Here is a 17427-nt window from a genome sequence, read left to right on the forward strand (position 1 = left end):
CGCCCGCCCACGGATTTCCAGACCTCTCCAAAGCCCAACGCGGCCCCAAGGCCCCACCCATCGTGACGCAGTCCGCTTCCGTTTCCACAGCCCTTCCCGTCGTAACCATCTTCGAGGGCGGCAGCGCACTCAGCGAATTCCGCGCGCGGCAGCTCCTGCCGAAGCTCCAGGCCGTCGATCCGCGCATCGAGGGCATCGCCGCGCGCTTCGTGCACCTGGTGGTGACCGACGGCGCGCTCGACGCCGCGGGCCGCGAGCGCTTCGCGGCGCTGCTGAGCTACGGCGAGCCCTTCGAGGCGCCCGCCGCCAAGGCCTCGGCGGCGGTGGTCGTCACGCCGCGCCTGGGCACCGTGTCGCCCTGGGCCTCCAAGGCCACCGACATCGCCCACAACTGCGGCCTGGCGCTGCGCCGGGTCGAGCGCGTCACCCAATACCACCTGAAGCTCAAGGCCCCGCTGCTGGGCAAGGCGCCGGTGCTCGAGGGCGAGGCGCTGGCCGCCGCGGCCGGCCCGCTGCACGACCGCATGACCGAATCGGTGCTCGCCACGGTCGACCAGGCCGCCAGCCTGTTCAGCGAGCTGCCGGCCCAGCCCATGGCGACGGTCGACGTGCTGGCCCAGGGCCGCGCGGCGCTGGAAGCCGCCAACACCGGTTTCGGCCTGGCGCTGGCCGAGGACGAGATCGACTACCTGGTTGATGCCTTCACGAAGCTGGGCCGCAATCCCAGCGACGTCGAGCTGATGATGTTCGCCCAGGCCAACAGCGAGCACTGCCGCCACAAGATCTTCAACGCCGACTTCACGATCGACGGCGCGGCGCAGCCGCAGAGCCTGTTCTCGATGATCCGCCACACCGAGCGCCAGAACCCCCAGCACACGGTGATCGCCTATGCCGACAACGCCTCGGTGATGGAAGGTGGCGAGGTCGAACGCTTCATCCCGCGCGGTGCCGACGCCGCGAGCGCGCCGGCCTATACCAAGGACACGGCGCTGACCCACGTGCTGATGAAGGTGGAGACGCACAACCACCCGACGGCGATCTCGCCGTTCCCGGGCGCCTCGACCGGCGCCGGCGGCGAGATTCGCGACGAGGGCGCCACCGGCCGCGGCTCCAAGCCCAAGGCCGGCCTGACCGGCTTCACGGTCTCGAAGCTCTGGCCCGAGGAGGGCCACTACGGCAAGCCCGAGCACATCGCGAGCCCGCTGCAGATCATGACCGAGGGCCCGCTGGGCGGCGCCGCCTTCAACAACGAGTTCGGCCGGCCCAACCTGCTGGGCTACTTCCGCGAATACGAGCAGGCCCTGGCGAGCGACCTCGACACGGTGCAGCGCGGCTACCACAAGCCGATCATGATCGCGGGCGGCCTCGGCAGCATCGACGCCACGCAGACCAAGAAGATCCGCTTCCCGGCCGGCTCGCTGCTGATCCAGCTCGGCGGCCCCGGCATGCGCATCGGCATGGGCGGCAGCGCCGCCAGCTCGATGGCCACCGGCGCCAACGCGGCCGAGCTCGACTTCGACTCCGTGCAGCGCGGCAACCCCGAGATCGAGCGCCGCGCGCAGGAGGTCATCAACCACTGCTGGCAGCAGGGCGCGGCCAATCCGATCCTCGCGATCCACGACGTGGGCGCGGGCGGCCTGAGCAATGCCTTCCCCGAGCTGACCAACGACGCCGGTCGCGGCGCGCGCTTCGACCTGCGCGCGGTGCCGCTCGAGGAATCGGGCATGGCGCCGAAGGAGATCTGGTGCAACGAGAGCCAGGAGCGCTACGTGCTGGCGATCGCGCCCGAATCGCTCGAACAGTTCAAGGCCTTCTGCGAGCGCGAGCGCTGCCCCTTCGCGGTGGTCGGCGTGGCGACCGAGGAGCGGCAGCTGCTGGTGGCCGACGAGGGCGCCGCGCTGCAGCCGGTCGACATGCCGATGGACGTGCTGCTGGGCAAGCCGCCCAAGATGCACCGCGACGTGCAGTCGGTGGCGCGCAGCTTCCAGCCGCTCGACCTCACGGGCGTCGACCTGCAGAAGGCCGCGATCGACGTGCTGTCGCACCCGACCGTCGCCTCCAAGCGCTTCCTGATCACCATTGGCGACCGCACCGTGGGCGGCCTGAGCCACCGCGACCAGATGGTCGGCCCGTGGCAGGTGCCGGTGGCCGACTGCGCCGTGACGCTGGCCGACTACCGGGGCTTCGCGGGCGAGGCGATGAGCATGGGCGAGCGCACGCCGCTGGCCGCCTACGACGCGCCGGCCTCGGGCCGCATGGCGGTGGCCGAGGCCATCACCAACCTGCTGTCGGCGCCGATCGAGCTGTCGCGCGTCAAGCTGTCGGCCAACTGGATGGCCGCCTGCGGCGAGCCCGGCGAGGATGCCGCGCTCTATGCCACGGTCAAGGCCGTCGGCCTCGAGCTGTGCCCGGCGCTGGGCATCTCGATTCCGGTCGGCAAGGATTCGCTGTCGATGCGCACGCAGTGGAAGGAGGGCGGCGAGACGAAGAAGGTGACCTCGCCGGTCAGCCTGATCGTGAGCGCCTTCGCCTCGCTCGACGACGTGCGCGGCACGCTCACGCCGCAGCTCGACGCGAGCGAGGAGGACAGCACGCTGGTGCTGGTCGACCTAGGCCGCGGCCAGCACCGCATGGCCGGCAGCATCCTGGCGCAGACGCTGGGCCAGAGCGGCGACACCGTGCCCGATCTCGACGATCCGGCGCAGCTGGTGGCACTGGTGAATGCCGTCAACGCACTGCGCGCCGACGGCAAGATCCTCGCCATGCACGACCGCAGCGACGGCGGCCTGTTCGCCGCCGCCTGCGAGATGGCTTTCGCGGGCCATGTGGGCGTGGCGCTCAACGTCGACATGCTGGTCACCGAGGGCGACGGCATCTCCGACAGCCGCATGGAGACCGGCGACGCCAAGAACTGGGCGCAGCAGGTCAGCGCGCGGCGCGAGGAGCTCACGCTCAAGGCGCTGTTCAACGAGGAGCTCGGCATGCTGCTGCAGGTGCGCACCGCCGAGCGCAACGAGGTCATGCAGGTGCTGCGCGCCCACGGCCTGAGCACCCATAGCCATTTCGTCGGCAAGACCCGGCCCGCGAGCTCGGCCATCGAGGCCGGCAAGGGCAAGCTCGAGGTGTGGCGCGATGCCAAGTCGGTGTTCAGCGCCAGCCTGCACGACCTGCACCAGGTCTGGGACTCGGTGAGCTGGAAGATCGCGCGCGAGCGCGACAACCCGGCCTGCGCCGATGCCGAGCACGCGGCGGCCGGCGAGCCCGCCGACCCGGGCCTGCACTGGCATCTGCCGGCTGCCGTCGAGCCTGCCGCGCCCGCGGTGCTGGCCTCGCGGCCCAAGGTCGCGATCCTGCGCGAGCAGGGCGTGAACTCGCACGTCGAGATGGCCTATGCCTTCAACGAGGCCGGCTTCGAGGCCTTCGACGTCCACATGACCGACCTGCAGGCCAGCCGCGCGCGGCTCGCCGACTTCAAGGGCGTGGTGGCCTGCGGCGGCTTCAGCTACGGCGACACGCTGGGCGCCGGCATCGGCTGGGCCCGCAGCATCACCTTCAACCCGCGCCTGGCCGACGAGTTCAAGCGCTTCTTCGGCCGCGCCGACACCTTCGGCCTCGGCGTGTGCAACGGCTGCCAGATGTTCGCCGAGCTGGCCGACATCATCCCCGGCGCCGAGGCCTGGCCGCGCTTCACCACCAACCAGAGCGAGCGCTTCGAGGCCCGCCTGTCGATGGTCGAGGTGCTCGATTCGCCGAGCCTGTTCTTCGCGGGCATGGCCGGCGCGCGGCTACCGATCGCGGTCGCGCATGGCGAGGGGTACGCCAACTTCAAGCACCGCGGCGATGCCTCGAAGGCCATCGCGGCCATGCGCTTCGTCGACAACCACGGCCAGCCCACCGAGCAGTACCCGTTCAACCCGAACGGCAGCGCCGGCGGCCTGACCTCGGTGACCACGGCCGACGGCCGCTTCACCGCGGTGATGCCGCATCCCGAGCGCGTGTTCCGCAACATCCAGATGAGCTGGAACGGCGGCGACGCGAGCGAGCGCAGCCCCTGGATGCGCATCTGGCGCAACGCCCGCCGCTGGGTGGGCTGATCGCCGACGGCAAGGGTCCCAATCCGGCAAGGCCGGTGGGGCCTTTGATGGCCGCCTGCGCGACGGGACCGGTAGACTCGGCCGCATGCTACGCACTTCCGCTTCCACGCTGACCGCACCGGCCCTGCCGGGCGCGCTCGCGCGTGGCCGGCGCCGCGTGGCGCGGATGACGGCGCTCAAGCGCCGATCGCCCTGGCATTCCTGAGCCCGGCGATCCTTCCTCCTCCCGTTTTTCTTTCGCGCACTTCCTGATCGCCGGGCCTCCTCCAAGCCCGCGCGTCGGCGCGTCCGCCTCATCCCGCTCCCTCGATGGAGCCCGCGGCACGCCTTCACTTCATCAGGAGCGATCCATGCAAGCCACCGCCTCGTTCACGCGACTCGAACGAACCCTCACCCAGCTCGACCACGCGCGCCTGCACAAGCTCGCCGCGCACGCGCTGCAGACGCGCGGCGCCAGCGACCCTGTCGCGCTGGCCCTCGAGGAGATGCTCGACTGCAGCGAGGTCGTGGCGCCGCAGGACGCGTCGCCGGACCTCGTCACGATGAACTCGCGCATCGAGCTCGAGGACCCCGCGCGCGGCGAGCGCTACACGATCACGCTGTGCTATCCGCGCGATGCCAAGCCCGCCGAAGGCGAGGTCTCGGTGATGTCGCCGGTGGGCGCGAGCCTGCTGGGCGCGCGCGTGGGGCAGGTGGTGGAATGGACCACGCCGGCCGGCGTGCACGGCTCGGCGCGCGTGGTGGCGCTGCAGTTCCAGCCGGAGGCGGCGGGCGAATACCTGCGCTGAAGCCGTCGCTTCAGCTGGCGGCCCCGTGCAGCAGGCTGCCGGGCGTGGTGCCGTAGGCGCTCTTGAAGGCGCGCGAGAAATGCGAGAGGTCGCTGAAGCCGCACTGGTAGGCGGCCTGCGTGACCTGCTGCACGCGGCCCTCCGACAGGATGTGGAAGCTCTGCGCGAGCCGGCGCTTCCAGAGGTGATGCATCACCGTCGTGCCGTGGGCCGCGAACACGCGCGTGAGCGTGCGCGGCGAGACGTGCGCGGCCTCGGCCACCTCGGCCATCGAGAGGCCGGTGTCGTCCAGGTGGGCGTCGATGTAGCGCACGGCCTTCTCGTAGATCGAGCCGTGGCGCGTCGCCGCGGCGGCGCCCTCGGCCACGTCCTGCAGCTCCATCGCGGCGCTCAGCGTGTCGAGGAAGGCCGCGGCGAAGCGCGCCTGCGCGGGCAGGGCGGCATCGCGCGTCTCGAAGCGCAGCGCCTCCTCGGCCATGCCGTGCAGCAACCCGGCCAGCGAGCTGCCGTCGGCGATCTTGAGCGCCATCATGTGCTCGGCCTTCGGAAAGCGCGACAGCAGTTGCTGGCGCGGAAAGCGCACCAGCAGCAGCGATTCGGGCGCGAGCTCGTGCACGAAGGGCCGGGCCGCGTCGTACAGCACGATGTCGCCGGCCGCCGCGCGCAGCGTGCGGCCCTGTTGCGCCATGTTGGCCTGGCCGCGCTGGAAGAAGGCGGCGACGATGTCGTCGTCGGGCGCGATGCGCGCGAGCTGGTCGGTGCGGATGAAGGTGTGCGGCTTCGACTGCATGCGGCACACCGTGAGGCTCGCGAGCTGCTGGCCCGAGAGGCAGCCGTCGAAGTCGCGTGCGAATTCGCCGCGCGCCGGTATCAGGCGCCGGCACACCGACTCGCGCCAGAATTCGGTCTTGTGCCGCGGCGCGAGCGCCTCGGTCGAGTGGTAGAAGCCCATGGTCGACACCCTCCGCGCCGATGGCGCGCCGCGGATTCTTGCAAGAAACAAGCCCAAAGAAAAACGGCCCGAAGGCCGTTTTTTCATGGGAGAGGGCGGGCAGGGCGCGCCGCTTACTCGATCTTCGCCTTGGCGCGCAGGTCTTCCTGGTACTTCTGCAGGCGCTGCTGCTGCAGCTGCTGCGTGATCTGCGGCTTGATGTCTTCCATCTTCGGCAGCTGGGCCTGGCGGATGTCGTCGACGCGGATGATGTGCCAGCCGAACTGGGTCTTGATCGGGGCCGGCGTGGTCTCGCCCTTCTTGAGCTTGATCATCGCTTCCGAGAACTCGGGCACGAAGTTGGCGGGGTTGGCCCAGTCGAGGTCGCCGCCGTTGGCGCCCGATCCGGGGTCCTTGCTCTGCTTCTTGGCGATGTCCTCGAACTTGGCGCCCTTCTTGAGGTCGGCCATGATCTTCTTGGCCTGGTCCTCGGTCTCGACCAGGATGTGGCGCGCCTTGTATTCCTTGCCGCCGTTGGCCGCGACGAACTTGTCGTACTCGGCCTTCACGTCGGCGTCCGAGACCGGATTGGTCTTGCGGTAGTTCTCGAACAGGGCACGGATCAGGATCGCCTGGCGCGCGAGCTCGAGCTGGTTCTTGTAGTCCTCGGTGGCGTCGAGGCCCTGCTTCTGCGCTTCCTGCATGAACACTTCGCGCGCCACGATTTCCTCGCGCAGCTGGCCTTGCATCTCGGGCGTGACCGGGCGGCCGGCCGCGGCCAGCTGCTGGGCCAGCGCGTCCATGCGTGCCTTGGGCACTGCCTTGCCGTTGACGATGGCTGCGTTCTGCGCCAGGGCAGCCATGGGAACGGCACCAAGCAGCGCTGCGGCCGCGACGGCCTGCAAGATTTGTTTTTTCATGGATTGAATGTCAGGCTGAGAAATGCGCGTTGGATGAAAGTGCGCGTGGAGGAAACCGGAGGAAAGACACAGGGGAGGGAGCGCCGCCGCGGAGAACCGGGCCCGGCAGCCGGAGGCTGGCGGTGGATGGACGACTCAGAGCACCTCGATGGCGATGGCGTGCAGACCCTGTGCGATGAAAAGTTGGAGGGCATCATACACAAGCCGATGACGCGCCACGCGTGGCTTTCCCTCGAACAGCGGGGAGGCGATGCGGACCCGGAAATGGGTGCCGAATCCCTCGGCATTGGCACCCGCGTGGCCCGCGTGCGCGGCGCTCTCGTCGATGACCTCGAGCGCCGTCGGCCGCAGCGCGGCGCGCAGCGCGGCCTCGAGGGCCGCCACGGTCGGCAGCGGATGCGAAGCGGTGGTGCCGTTCATGCTCAGGCCGCCGGCTTGTCGTCGCCGCTCTTGAGATGCGGCGAGATGTACAGCCCCTGCGCCACCAGGAACACGATCGGGAAGGCGTAGCCCCAGAGCTTGAAGTTGACCCAGGCCTCGGTCGTGAAGTAGGCCGCGACGTAGCCGTTGATGGCGGCCATGAACAGGCAGTAGCCGATCCATGCGATGTTCAGCCGCATCCAGATGCGGTCGGGCAGCTCGAGCTGCGAGCCCAGCAGCATCTTCAGGAAGTTCTTGCGGAAGGCCCACAGGGCCACGGCCAGCGCCACCGCCATCGCGCCGTATAGCACGGTCGGCTTCCACTTGATGAAGCGGTCGTCGTGCAGCACCAGCGTGAGCGTGCCGAACAGCAGGATCAGCACCAGCGTGGCCTTCTGCATCGCCTGCAGCTTGCGTTCCATCGCGTAGATGATCGCCATCTGCACCACCGTGGCGGCCATGAGCACGCCGGTGGCGGTATAGATGTCGGCGAGCTTGTAGGCCCCGAAGAACAGCAGGATCGGGAAGAAGTCGAGGATCAGTTTCATGCAGTCGGATGGCGAGGGGCCGGAGGGAAAAGGAGGGCGCCGTTCAGGGCTTCTTCTGGAAATCCAGCGAGGCCGAGTTCATGCAGTAGCGCAGGCCGGTCTCGGTCGGTCCGTCGGGAAAGACGTGGCCCAGGTGCGCGCCGCAATTGGCGCAGACATTCTCGGTGCGCACCATGCCGTGCGAGCGGTCGACGATGTTGCGGATCGCGCCGGGCACGGCTTCCTCCGAGAAGCTGGGCCAGCCGCAGCCGGCGTCGAACTTGGTGGCCGACTCGAACAGCTTGGCGCCGCAGCACACGCAGTGGTAGGTTCCGTCGTCCCAGTGGGCTTCGTACTTGCCCGTGAAGGGGCGCTCGGTCGCCGCGTGGCGGGTCACCTCGAAGGCGGCCGGTTCGGCGCCCTTCTCGGCGAGCAGCGCTTTCCATTCGGCATCGGTTTTCTGGACGGGTGTGTTCATGATGAGCAGCTGATTTCGATCGTGGAAGCCCAGTCGGGCGGGAACCCGGCATACGCATCGGCGCCGGGATGTTCTTCAAATGGGGATTCCAGCAGGCCGAGCAAGGTGGCCACGCCCGAGAAGTCCTTGCGGCCAGCCGCTTCGATGGCCTGCTGGCCCAAGTGGTTCCGCAGCACGTACTTCGGATTGCTGCGCAGCATCAGTTCGGCGGCCTGCTCGCGCGGGATCTGGTTGTGGCGCTCCAGAAACGATAGCAGCCAGGCGTCGAAGCCGGCGCGGTCGATGAACAGCTCGCGCACCGGCTCGATGTTGCCGTCGGCCCGGTACTGGGCCAGGCGGCGCCAGAAGATCGTGTAGTCGGTCTTCTCGGCCGCCAGCAGCTTGAGCGCGTCCTCGATCAGTTGGCGGTCGCCATCGGCCGCGTCGGCGAGGCCGAGCTTGGCGCGCATGCGGTTCTCGAAGGCGTTCGGGAAGGCGCTCTTGTAGGGCTCGAGCGCGGCCAGCGCGAGTTCCTGGTCCTCGATCAGCGGCAGCAGTGCCTGGCCGAGGCAGAACAGGTTCCAGTACGCCACGTTGGGCTGCTGGTTGAAGGCATAGCGTCCGCCGGTGTCGCTGTGGTTGCAGATATGGCGCGGATCGAAGCCGTCGAGGAACTGGAACGGTCCGTAGTCGATGGTGAGCCCCAGGATGCTCATGTTGTCGGTGTTCATCACGCCATGGCAGAAGCCCACGGCCTGCCAGTGGGCCAGCAGGGTGGCGGTGCGCTCGCTCACGGCCTCGAGCAGCGCCGCATAGGGGTTGCCGCCGAAGCGCCCGTTGTGGCGGCAGGCCGGGTAGTAGCGGTCGATCACGTAGTCGGCCAGCGCGCGCAGTTCCGCGTGCTGCTGGTTCGCCGCGAAGTGCTCGAAATGGCCGAAGCGGATGAAGCTCGGTGCCACCCGCGTGACCACCGCGGCGGTCTCGATCTCCTCGCGGCGCACGCGCGCGTCCGAGCCGGTTACGCACAGCGCGCGCGTGGTCGGGATGCCCAGGCCGTGCATGGCCTCGCTGCAGAGGAACTCGCGGATGCTCGAGCGCAGCACGGCGCGGCCGTCGCCCATGCGCGAGTAGGGGGTGCGGCCCGCGCCCTTGAGCTGGATCTCGAGGCCGCCCGCGGTCTCGCCGAGCAGGATGGCGCGGCCGTCGCCGAGCTGGCCGGCCCAGACGCCGAACTGGTGGCCGCTGTAGACGCTGGCCAGCGGCCGCGCGCCCGCCAGCGGAACGTTGCCGCTGAGCGCCTCCAGGAGCGCGTCGCTGCGCCAGTCCTCGGGCAGGCCCAGCTCGCGCGCGACCTGGTCGCTGTGGCCGACCCAGTACGGCGGCGTGGGCGAACTCAGCGGGGTGGGGCGCAGCTCGGTGAAGAAGCGCGGGCCCAGCGCCGCGAAGCCTTCGACCCATTCCAGGCCCAGGTCGGCGTTCTCGGGCCGGGTTCCGGCTGGATCGGTGCGGGTTGCTTCGGCAAGCGGGCTCGTGGGCGTCATGGCCCGATTGTCCGGCAGACCACGAGACCCCAGGCCGGGGGCGGTCAGGCGGCGGCGCGCAGCAGCGGCAGGTTGGCGCCCTCGCCATGCCACAGCCGCGTGCGGTACTGCGCCGGCGGCAGGCCGAACCAGCGCTTGCAGGCGCGGAAGAAGTTGCTGCTGTCGACGAAGCCCAGCAGGTCGGCCACGTCGGTCAGGGTGTGGCGCTCCTGCGCCAGGTACTGCTGCGCGAGTTCGCGCCGGGTGCGGTCGAGCAGCGCCTGGAACGACACCGACTCCTCCTGCAGCCGGCGCTGCAGCGTGCGCTCGGCCAGGCCCAGGCCCGAGGCCACGTCCTGGCGGCGCGGCTCGCCGTGCGGCAGGCGGCGCGCGATCTCGGCGCAGACCAGGGTGCTGGTGGTGGTCTGGCCCAGCTGGTCGAGCTGGTCGTCGAGCAGGTGTTCCTGCATCTCGCCGAGCTCGGGGTGGCTGGTCGGCAGCGTCATCGCCAAGTCGGCGGCCGACAGCAACATGCGGTTGGCCGGGGCGCCGAAGCGCACCTCGCAGCCGAAGGCCTCGCGGTGCGGCCGGTCGTCGTCGGGGGGCGGATAGGCGAACTCGATCGCCAGCGGCTCCATCTCGCGCCGGATCAGCCAGCGGCACTGCATCAGCATGGTGAGCAGGGCGTACTCGACGCGCTGGCGCGGGATCGGCAGGCTGCCGCCCGTGTGCTGCATCACCATCCAGCGGCCGCGCGCCTCGGGCTGCACCGAGAAGGCGGTGGCATCGGAGATCACGGGCATGTAGCGCGCGAGCCGGTCCATCGCCTCGCCGAGGTCGACGCAGCAGGCCATGACGTGGGCGACGGTGCCCAGCTTGCTGTGGGTGGCGGCCAGGCCGCGGTGCAGGCCCAGCGTGGGCCGGCCCGCGCGCGCCACGGCCAGCTGCCACAGCACGGTGACCTCGTCGACCGGGATGCGCGCGTTCTGCCGCAGCAGCGACTCGGGGTCGAAGCCGGCGTCGCGCAGCAGCGAGGGCACGTCCAGGCCCTCGGCCTCGAACATCCTCAGCACTCCCTCGAGCCATGCCGACGAGCTGGTGCGCAGCTCGGGCTGCGGCATGCAGCCCGGACGGCGTGCAGGCCGGCGCGCATGGCGCGGGTTGGAGGCTCCTGAAGTCATTCGATTGGCTCGCTTGCGATAGCGGTGGAAACAGCACCCGTTCCTAGAATTTTTTCGGGTTCGGCGGGCCGGAGTATGGCTGCCGGGCACCGACGCAGGAATTCCGATTAACCCGGTGTGGAGACAAACACATGCAAGCAACGGCAACGGCACCAAAAAGCCAGGGTACGGCAGGACAGAAGACGAAGGTGGCCTCGGCCATCGCCATGGCCGCGATCGCGGCCGCCAGCCTGGGCCTGGTGGCCTGCGGCGGCGGCGGCTCGGGGCCGAGCGGGTTCTTCCCGGTGGCGCCGCCGCCCCCGCCGCCGCCCGCGCCGCCCCCGGCCACCGACGGCCCGATGGTGCGCCAGACCACCGCCGGCAAGATCGAGGGCACGGACGACAGCGCCGCCACCGGCACCTTTTCCTGGAAGGGCGTTCCGTTCGCCCAGGCGCCGGTCGGCAACCTGCGCTGGGCCCCGCCCGCCGATCCCAAGCCCTGGGAGGGCGTGCGCGCCGCGAGCAAGTTCGGCCACAGCTGCGCCCAGGGCGGGCGCTACTTCAGCCCCGCGCCCGGCGACGCGCCGTTCGGCCTGGCCACCCGCGAGGGCTTCGGCAAGCCGGTGGGCGACGAGGACTGCCTCACGCTCAACATCTGGCGCCCGAGCAACGACAGCGCCAAGCTGCCCGTGATCGTCTACATCTACGGCGGCAGCAACATCTCGGGCTACACGGCCGATCCGGGCTACGACGGTGCCCAGCTCGCCAAGCGCGGCAATGCCGTCGTCGTGACGATCAACTACCGGCTGGGCGTGCTCGGCTGGCTCGACCTGCCGCAGCTCAAGAACGGCGAGGCGAAGAACGACTCGGGCAACTTCGCGCTGCTCGACCAGATGCAGGCGCTGAAGTTCATCCAGGCCAACATCGGCGCCTTCGGCGGCGACGCGGGCAACGTCACGGTGATGGGGCAGTCGGCGGGCGCGGTCAACACCTGGGGCCTGGTGGTGTCGCCGTCGTCGGCCGGCCTGCTGCACAAGGCGGTGCCGCTGAGCGGCGGGATCGCCTTCTCGACGCGCGCCACCGCGCAGACCTATTCGAAGGGGTTGCTCGCGGCCATCGCCATCGCCGACGGCAAGGCCGCCGACACCACCGCGGCCAACGCCTGGGTGGCCTCGCAGACCGATGCGCAGATCGCGAGCTACCTGCGCGGCCTGTCGGCGAACAAGCTGCTGAGCGTCGTGCTCGCGAACCCGCAACTGGGCAATGCGCCCGCGCCGATCGAGGACGGCACCATCCTGCCCGTGAACTCGGTCGCCGAGGTCGCCGCCGGCCGCTTCAACAAGGTGCCGATGCTGATCGGCAACACGCGCGACGAGGGTACCTTGTTCGCCAACCTGTTCGGCACCTTCACGGGGCAGGGCCTGGGCTTCAAGCCGACCGACTACGAGCGCTTCGGCCTGCAGTACACCTTCAATCCCGACGTACCGACCACGCTCACCGAGGCCGACCTGATCAACGCGCCCTACCTGCCGGTAGGTAAACCGCTGACCGGCTGGAAGGCGGCCTCGGATTTCGCGACCAACGCGATCTTCCTCAACATCCTGCCGCCGCAGATCGATTCGGTTGCCAGGTACCTGCCGACCAAGACCTGGTACTACCGCTTCGACTGGAGCCAGCAGGTGGCGCCGTTCAACACCGTCTATGGCGCGACGCACGGGCTCGACACGGTGTTCATGTTCCACAACTTCGGCACCGGCATCTTCTCGTTCGCCTACGGCGAGGCGAACCGCCCGGGCCGCGAGGCGCTGTCGGATGCGATGGTCGGCAGCCTGTCCGCGTTCGCGCGCACCGGCGATCCGAACCATGCGGGCCTGGGCGTGACCTGGCCCAACTGGCCGCGCAAGATCGTGCTCGACGCGAGCAAGACGCAGCTGCAGAACAGCGCGCCCTGAGACGGTGCACTGGCTGCGTACACCACCGTGGCGGCCGACGCCGCCACGGTGCCTGCATGCTCCGGCGGACGCCGGCTGTCGTCTGGACGACAGATCGGTGTCTGCAGACTGCGGGTTTCTGTCATTGTGCGAACGCACATAAATTGCGTGAATCGCGCTAGTCCTGAAAACCGCTGAATTTTGTTGAAAGAAGGAGCCTGTAGATGCTGGGTTTGATGCAAGACCGACCGCTTTTGATCTCGTCGCTGATCGAGTTCGTCGAGCGCCACAACGGCGACGGCGAGATCGTCTCGCGCCGGGTCGAGGGCGACATCCACCGCTGTACCTGGAGCGACATCGCATCGCGTTCCCGGCAGGTGGCCAATGCGCTGGACGGCGAGCAACTGCTGTTCAGCGACCGCATCGCGACCCTGGCCTGGAACGGCTACCGCCACCTGGAGCTCTACTACGGCGTCAGCGGCAGCGGCCGCGTGCTGCACACCATCAACCCGCGCCTGCATCCCGACCAGATCGCGTGGATCGCGAACCACGCCGAAGACCAGATCCTGTGCTTCGACCTCACCTTCCTGCCGCTGGTGCAGGCCGTGCACGCCAAGTGCCCGACCATCCGCAAGTGGGTCGCGCTGTGCGACCCCGACAAGCTGCCGGTCGACAGCGGCGTGCCCAACCTCGTGAGCTACGAGGACTGGGTCGGCGGCCAGTCCACCGAGTACCAGTGGCCGGTGTTCGACGAGAACTCGGCCTCGAGCATGTGCTACACGAGCGGCACCACCGGCAACCCGAAGGCCGCGCTCTACAGCCACCGCTCGACCATGCTGCATGCCTACGCCGCCGCGCTGCCCGACGTGATGCGCATCTCGGCGCGCGACTCGGTGCTGCCCGTGGTGCCGATGTTCCACGTCAATGCCTGGGGCATTCCGTACTCGGCCGCGCTCGTGGGCTGCAAGCTGGTGTTCCCGGGCCCGGCGCTCGACGGCAAGTCGGTCTACGAACTGATCGAAGGCGAGGGCGTGACCTTCGCGGCCGGCGTGCCCACCGTGTGGCAGATGATGCTGGGCCACATGCAGACCAACGGCCTGAAGTTCAGCACGCTGACCCGCACCGTGATCGGCGGCTCCGCCTGCCCGCCGGCCATGATCAAGGCCTTCCAGGACCTCTACGGCGTCGAGGTGCTGCATGCCTGGGGCATGACCGAGATGAGCCCGCTGGGCACGCTGTGCACGCTCAAGAACAAGCACCTGAAGCAGTCGCCCGAGGAGCAGCTCACGGTGCGCCTCAAGCAGGGCCGCGCGATCTTCGGCGTCGACATGAAGATCGTCGACGGCGAGAACAACGAGCTGCCCTGGGACGGCAAGGCCTACGGCGACCTGCTGGTCAAGGGGCCGTGGATCGTCAAGGAGTACTTCAAGGGCGAGGGCGGCGATCCGCTGATCGACGGCTGGTTCCCCACCGGCGACGTCGCCACCATCGATGCCGACGGCTACCTGCAGATCACCGACCGCAGCAAGGACGTGATCAAGTCCGGCGGCGAATGGATCAGCTCGATCGACATCGAGAACATCGCGGTCGCGCACCCGGCCATCGCCATGGCGGCCTGCATCGGCGTGTACCACCCCAAGTGGGACGAGCGCCCGATCGTCGCGGTGGTGAAGAAGCCCGGCGCCGAGGTCACGCGCGAGGAACTGCTGAAGTTCTACGAAGGCAAGACCGCCAAGTGGCAGATCCCCGACGACGTGGTCTTCGTCGAGGCGATTCCGCTGGGCGCCACCGGAAAGATCCTCAAGACCCGGCTGCGCGAGCAGCTCAAGGACTACAAGCTGCCCGGCCTCTGAAGCGGGTTGCGGCGCCGGCCGTGTCGCCTAGGCGATAGCACGGCCACCGCCGCGGCCCGGCTTGCGGGCAATCCCTGTGCGAACGAAAAAAGCGCGCTTGTACGCTGCAAAGGCAGCCGATCGAGCCGCCCTACAACCTGGAGACCTTCATGCGTTTTGCCCTCAAGTCCATCGCCGTGTGCGCCCTGCTGGCCGGAGCCGGCGCGTCCTTCGCCCAGAAGGGCGAGACCGTCAAGATCGCCTGGCTCGACCCCCTGTCGGGCCTGATGGCCGCGGTGGGCACGAACCAGCTCAAGACCACGCAGTTCCTGGCCGAGGAATTCAACAAGAAGAACGCGTCGGGCGTGAAGTTCGAGATCATCGGCATCGACAACAAGCTCAGCCCGCAGGAAACCACCGCCGCGCTGCGCTCGGCCCAGGACCAGGGTGCGCGCTACATCCTGCAGGGCAACGGCTCGGGCCCGGCGCTCGCGATCATCGATGCGATCGAGAAGAACAATGCGCGCAATCCGGGCAAGGAACTGCTGTACCTGAACTATGCCGCGGTCGACCCCGACCTGACCAACAGCAAGTGCAGCTACTGGCACTTCCGCCTCGACGCCGACACCTCGATGAAGATGGAGGCGCTGACCACCTGGATGAAGGACCAGGCGGACATCAAGAAGGTCTACATCCTCGGCCAGAACTACGCGCACGGCGTACAGGTCAGCAAGTACGCCAAGGAGAACCTCAAGACCAAGCGGCCCGACATCCAGATCGTCGGCGACGACCTGCATCCGCTGGCCCAGGTGCGCGACTTCTCGCCCTACATCGCCAAGATCAAGGCCTCGGGCGCCGACACCGTGATCACCGGCAACTGGGGTTCCGACCTGTCGCTCTTGATCAAGGCCGCCAACGACGCGGGCCTCAACGTCAAGTTCCTGACCTACTACGCGCCCGGCGCCGGCACGCCCACGGCCATGGGCTCGGCCTCCGCGGGCAAGGTCTACACCGTGGCCTATGCCCACTACAACATGGGTGGCGACATCCAGCGCCTGCTCGGCGAATTCAAGAAGAAGATGAATGACGACCTCACGCAGGCGTCGATCTTCCATGCCTTCGCGCTGCTCGACAACGCCTTCGTCCAGACCAAGTCGACCGATCCGGTCAAGGTCGCGGCCGCGCTCGAGGGCATGAAGATCAAGAGCTTCAACGGCGAGGTCGAGATGCGCAAGACCGACCACCAGCTGCAGCAGGGCCTGTACATCGCGCGCTGGGAGAAGGCCAGCGCCAAGTACCCCTACGACGCCGAGAACACCGGCTACACCAACGTTCCCGTGAAGTACTACGAGTCGTACGTGGCGAGCACGCCGACGACCTGCCAGATGAAGCGTCCCTGAGCGCGTTCATGTGCATTTCCTACCCAAAGGTAGCAAAGCCTACCGCCGGGTAGAAATTGGAGAAATGCGCTGTCGCCTGCGCGATAGAAACCGGGCTTCCCGGCACTCCCCTTACGGGCAATCCCTGAGGGGAGGGGCAGGGAACGCTTGTACGCTCGTGCAAGGCTTTTTTGATTCGGTTTGACCAGGAGATATAGATCGTGAAGTTCACTCTGAAAATCGCTACCGCAGCCATCCTTGCCGCAAGCGCCGCCGGCGCCCTGGCCCAGAAGGGTGAAACCGTCAAGATCGCATGGCTCGACCCGCTGTCGGGCCTGATGGCCGCGGTGGGCACCAACCAGCTCAAGACCTTCCAGTTCCTGGCCGAGGAATTCAACAAGAAGAACGCGGCCGGCGTGAAGTTCGAGGTCATCGGCATCGACAACAAGCTCAGCCCGCAGGAAACCACCGCCGCGCTGCGCTCGGCCATGGACCAGGGCGCGCGCTACGTGGTGCAGGGCAACGGCTCGGGCCCGGCGCTGGCGATCATCGACGCGCTCGAGAAGCACAACGCCCGCAACCCCGGCAAGGAAGTGCTCTACATCAACTACGCGGCCGTCGATCCCGACCTGACCAACAGCAAGTGCAGCTACTGGCACTTCCGCCTCGACGCCGACACCTCGATGAAGATGGAGGCGCTGACCACCTTCATGAAGGACCAGCCCGAGATCAAGAAGGTCTACCTGATCAACCAGAACTACTCGCATGGCCAGCAGGTCTCGAAGTTCGCGAAGGAAAACCTCAAGACCAAGCGCCCCGACGTCGAGATCGTCGGCGACGACCTGCATCCGCTGGCCCAGGTGCGCGACTTCGCGCCCTACATCGCCAAGATCAAGGCCTCGGGCGCCGACACCGTGATCACCGGCAACTGGGGCTCCGACCTCGCGCTGCTGATCAAGTCGGCCAACGACGCCGGCCTCAACGTCAAGTTCTACACCTACTACGCCGTCACCAACGGCACGCCGACCGCCATGGGCGCGGCCTCGGACGGCAAGGTCTACCAGGTCGGCTACAGCCACTACAACGCGCCGGGCCCGGTGCAGCCGCTGATGGGCGAGTTCAAGAAGCGCTTCAACGACGACCTCTACACCACCGACATCTACACCGTCTACGCGATGCTCAGCGAAGCCTTCGTGCGCACCAAGTCGACCGAGCCGGTCAAGGTGGCCGCGGCGCTCGAGGGCATGAAGTTCAAGAGCTTCAACGGCGACGTCGAGATGCGCAAGGCCGACCACCAGCTGCAGCAGGGCCTGTGGATCACGCGCTGGCAGAAGGCCGACGCCAAGAACCCGTACAGCCCGGAGAACACCGGCTACACGCTGGCCCCGGTCAAGTACTACGAAGCCTACGTGGCGAGCACGCCCACCACGTGCCAGATGAAGCGGCCCTCCTGAACGCGGGACGCCCC

General features: G+C 68.4%; 13 protein-coding genes. 6 read left to right on the forward strand and 7 right to left on the reverse strand.

The genetic code is table 11. The features are described from left to right. Positions 1–62: 62 nt before the first annotated feature. Positions 63–4094: a phosphoribosylformylglycinamidine synthase gene (gene purL / locus ACODT0_RS14070; RefSeq protein WP_489041526.1), complete on the forward strand. Its 4032-nt coding sequence runs from the start codon at positions 63–65 to the stop codon at positions 4092–4094. Between the two features lie 350 nt (positions 4095–4444). Then, positions 4445–4882: a nucleoside diphosphate kinase regulator gene (gene rnk / locus ACODT0_RS14075; protein ID WP_057597052.1), complete on the forward strand. Its 438-nt coding sequence runs from the start codon at positions 4445–4447 to the stop codon at positions 4880–4882. A gap of 10 nt (positions 4883–4892) precedes the next feature. Here the strand turns inward: rnk and ACODT0_RS14080 are convergent, their stop codons facing one another. The 7 genes from ACODT0_RS14080 to ACODT0_RS14110 form a co-directional block, all read right to left on the reverse strand. Next, the gene (locus ACODT0_RS14080; RefSeq protein ID WP_261205653.1) at positions 4893–5834 is read right to left on the reverse strand and encodes a helix-turn-helix domain-containing protein; all 942 of its coding nucleotides are present in this window, start codon (positions 5832–5834) and stop codon (positions 4893–4895) included. A gap of 113 nt (positions 5835–5947) precedes the next feature. Beyond that, positions 5948–6733 carry a peptidylprolyl isomerase gene (locus ACODT0_RS14085; protein WP_057597050.1) on the reverse strand — a complete coding sequence of 262 codons (786 nt, stop codon included), beginning with the start codon at positions 6731–6733 and terminating at the stop codon, positions 5948–5950. A gap of 135 nt (positions 6734–6868) precedes the next feature. Next, positions 6869–7153, reverse strand: coding sequence for a BolA family protein (locus ACODT0_RS14090; protein WP_057597049.1), 285 nt, complete (start codon positions 7151–7153; stop codon positions 6869–6871). A 2-nt stretch (positions 7154–7155) separates the two neighbouring features. Beyond that, entirely contained in the window at positions 7156–7701 is a 546-nt protein-coding gene (locus ACODT0_RS14095) for a septation protein A (RefSeq protein WP_057597048.1), read from the reverse strand. A gap of 43 nt (positions 7702–7744) precedes the next feature. Continuing rightward, positions 7745–8158, reverse strand: coding sequence for a peptide-methionine (R)-S-oxide reductase MsrB (msrB, locus tag ACODT0_RS14100; RefSeq protein ID WP_057597047.1), 414 nt, complete (start codon positions 8156–8158; stop codon positions 7745–7747). Beyond that, the gene (locus tag ACODT0_RS14105; protein WP_489041527.1) at positions 8155–9678 is read right to left on the reverse strand and encodes a protein adenylyltransferase SelO; all 1524 of its coding nucleotides are present in this window, start codon (positions 9676–9678) and stop codon (positions 8155–8157) included. The genes msrB and ACODT0_RS14105 overlap by 4 nt, the downstream gene beginning before the upstream one ends. A 44-nt stretch (positions 9679–9722) precedes the next feature. Next, positions 9723–10838, reverse strand: coding sequence for an AraC family transcriptional regulator (locus ACODT0_RS14110; RefSeq protein WP_082322247.1), 1116 nt, complete (start codon positions 10836–10838; stop codon positions 9723–9725). 131 nt (positions 10839–10969) lie between these two features. Here ACODT0_RS14110 and ACODT0_RS14115 point away from each other — a divergent pair, with 131 nt between their 5' ends. The 4 genes from ACODT0_RS14115 (at position 10970) to ACODT0_RS14130 (ending at position 17413) form a co-directional block, all read left to right on the forward strand. Continuing rightward, entirely contained in the window at positions 10970–12769 is a 1800-nt protein-coding gene (locus ACODT0_RS14115) for a carboxylesterase/lipase family protein (RefSeq protein ID WP_489041528.1), read from the forward strand. Positions 12770–12972: 203 nt separating this feature from the next. Beyond that, positions 12973–14601, forward strand: coding sequence for a 3-(methylthio)propionyl-CoA ligase (locus ACODT0_RS14120; RefSeq protein ID WP_489041529.1), 1629 nt, complete (start codon positions 12973–12975; stop codon positions 14599–14601). Positions 14602–14750: 149 nt separating this feature from the next. After that, entirely contained in the window at positions 14751–15980 is a 1230-nt protein-coding gene (locus ACODT0_RS14125; RefSeq protein WP_057596420.1) for a branched-chain amino acid ABC transporter substrate-binding protein, read from the forward strand. Positions 15981–16180: 200 nt separating this feature from the next. Continuing rightward, positions 16181–17413 carry a branched-chain amino acid ABC transporter substrate-binding protein gene (locus ACODT0_RS14130; protein ID WP_057596419.1) on the forward strand — a complete coding sequence of 411 codons (1233 nt, stop codon included), beginning with the start codon at positions 16181–16183 and terminating at the stop codon, positions 17411–17413. Positions 17414–17427 lie beyond the last annotated feature (14 nt).

This window comes from Variovorax sp. FG153 (assembly GCF_057809595.1).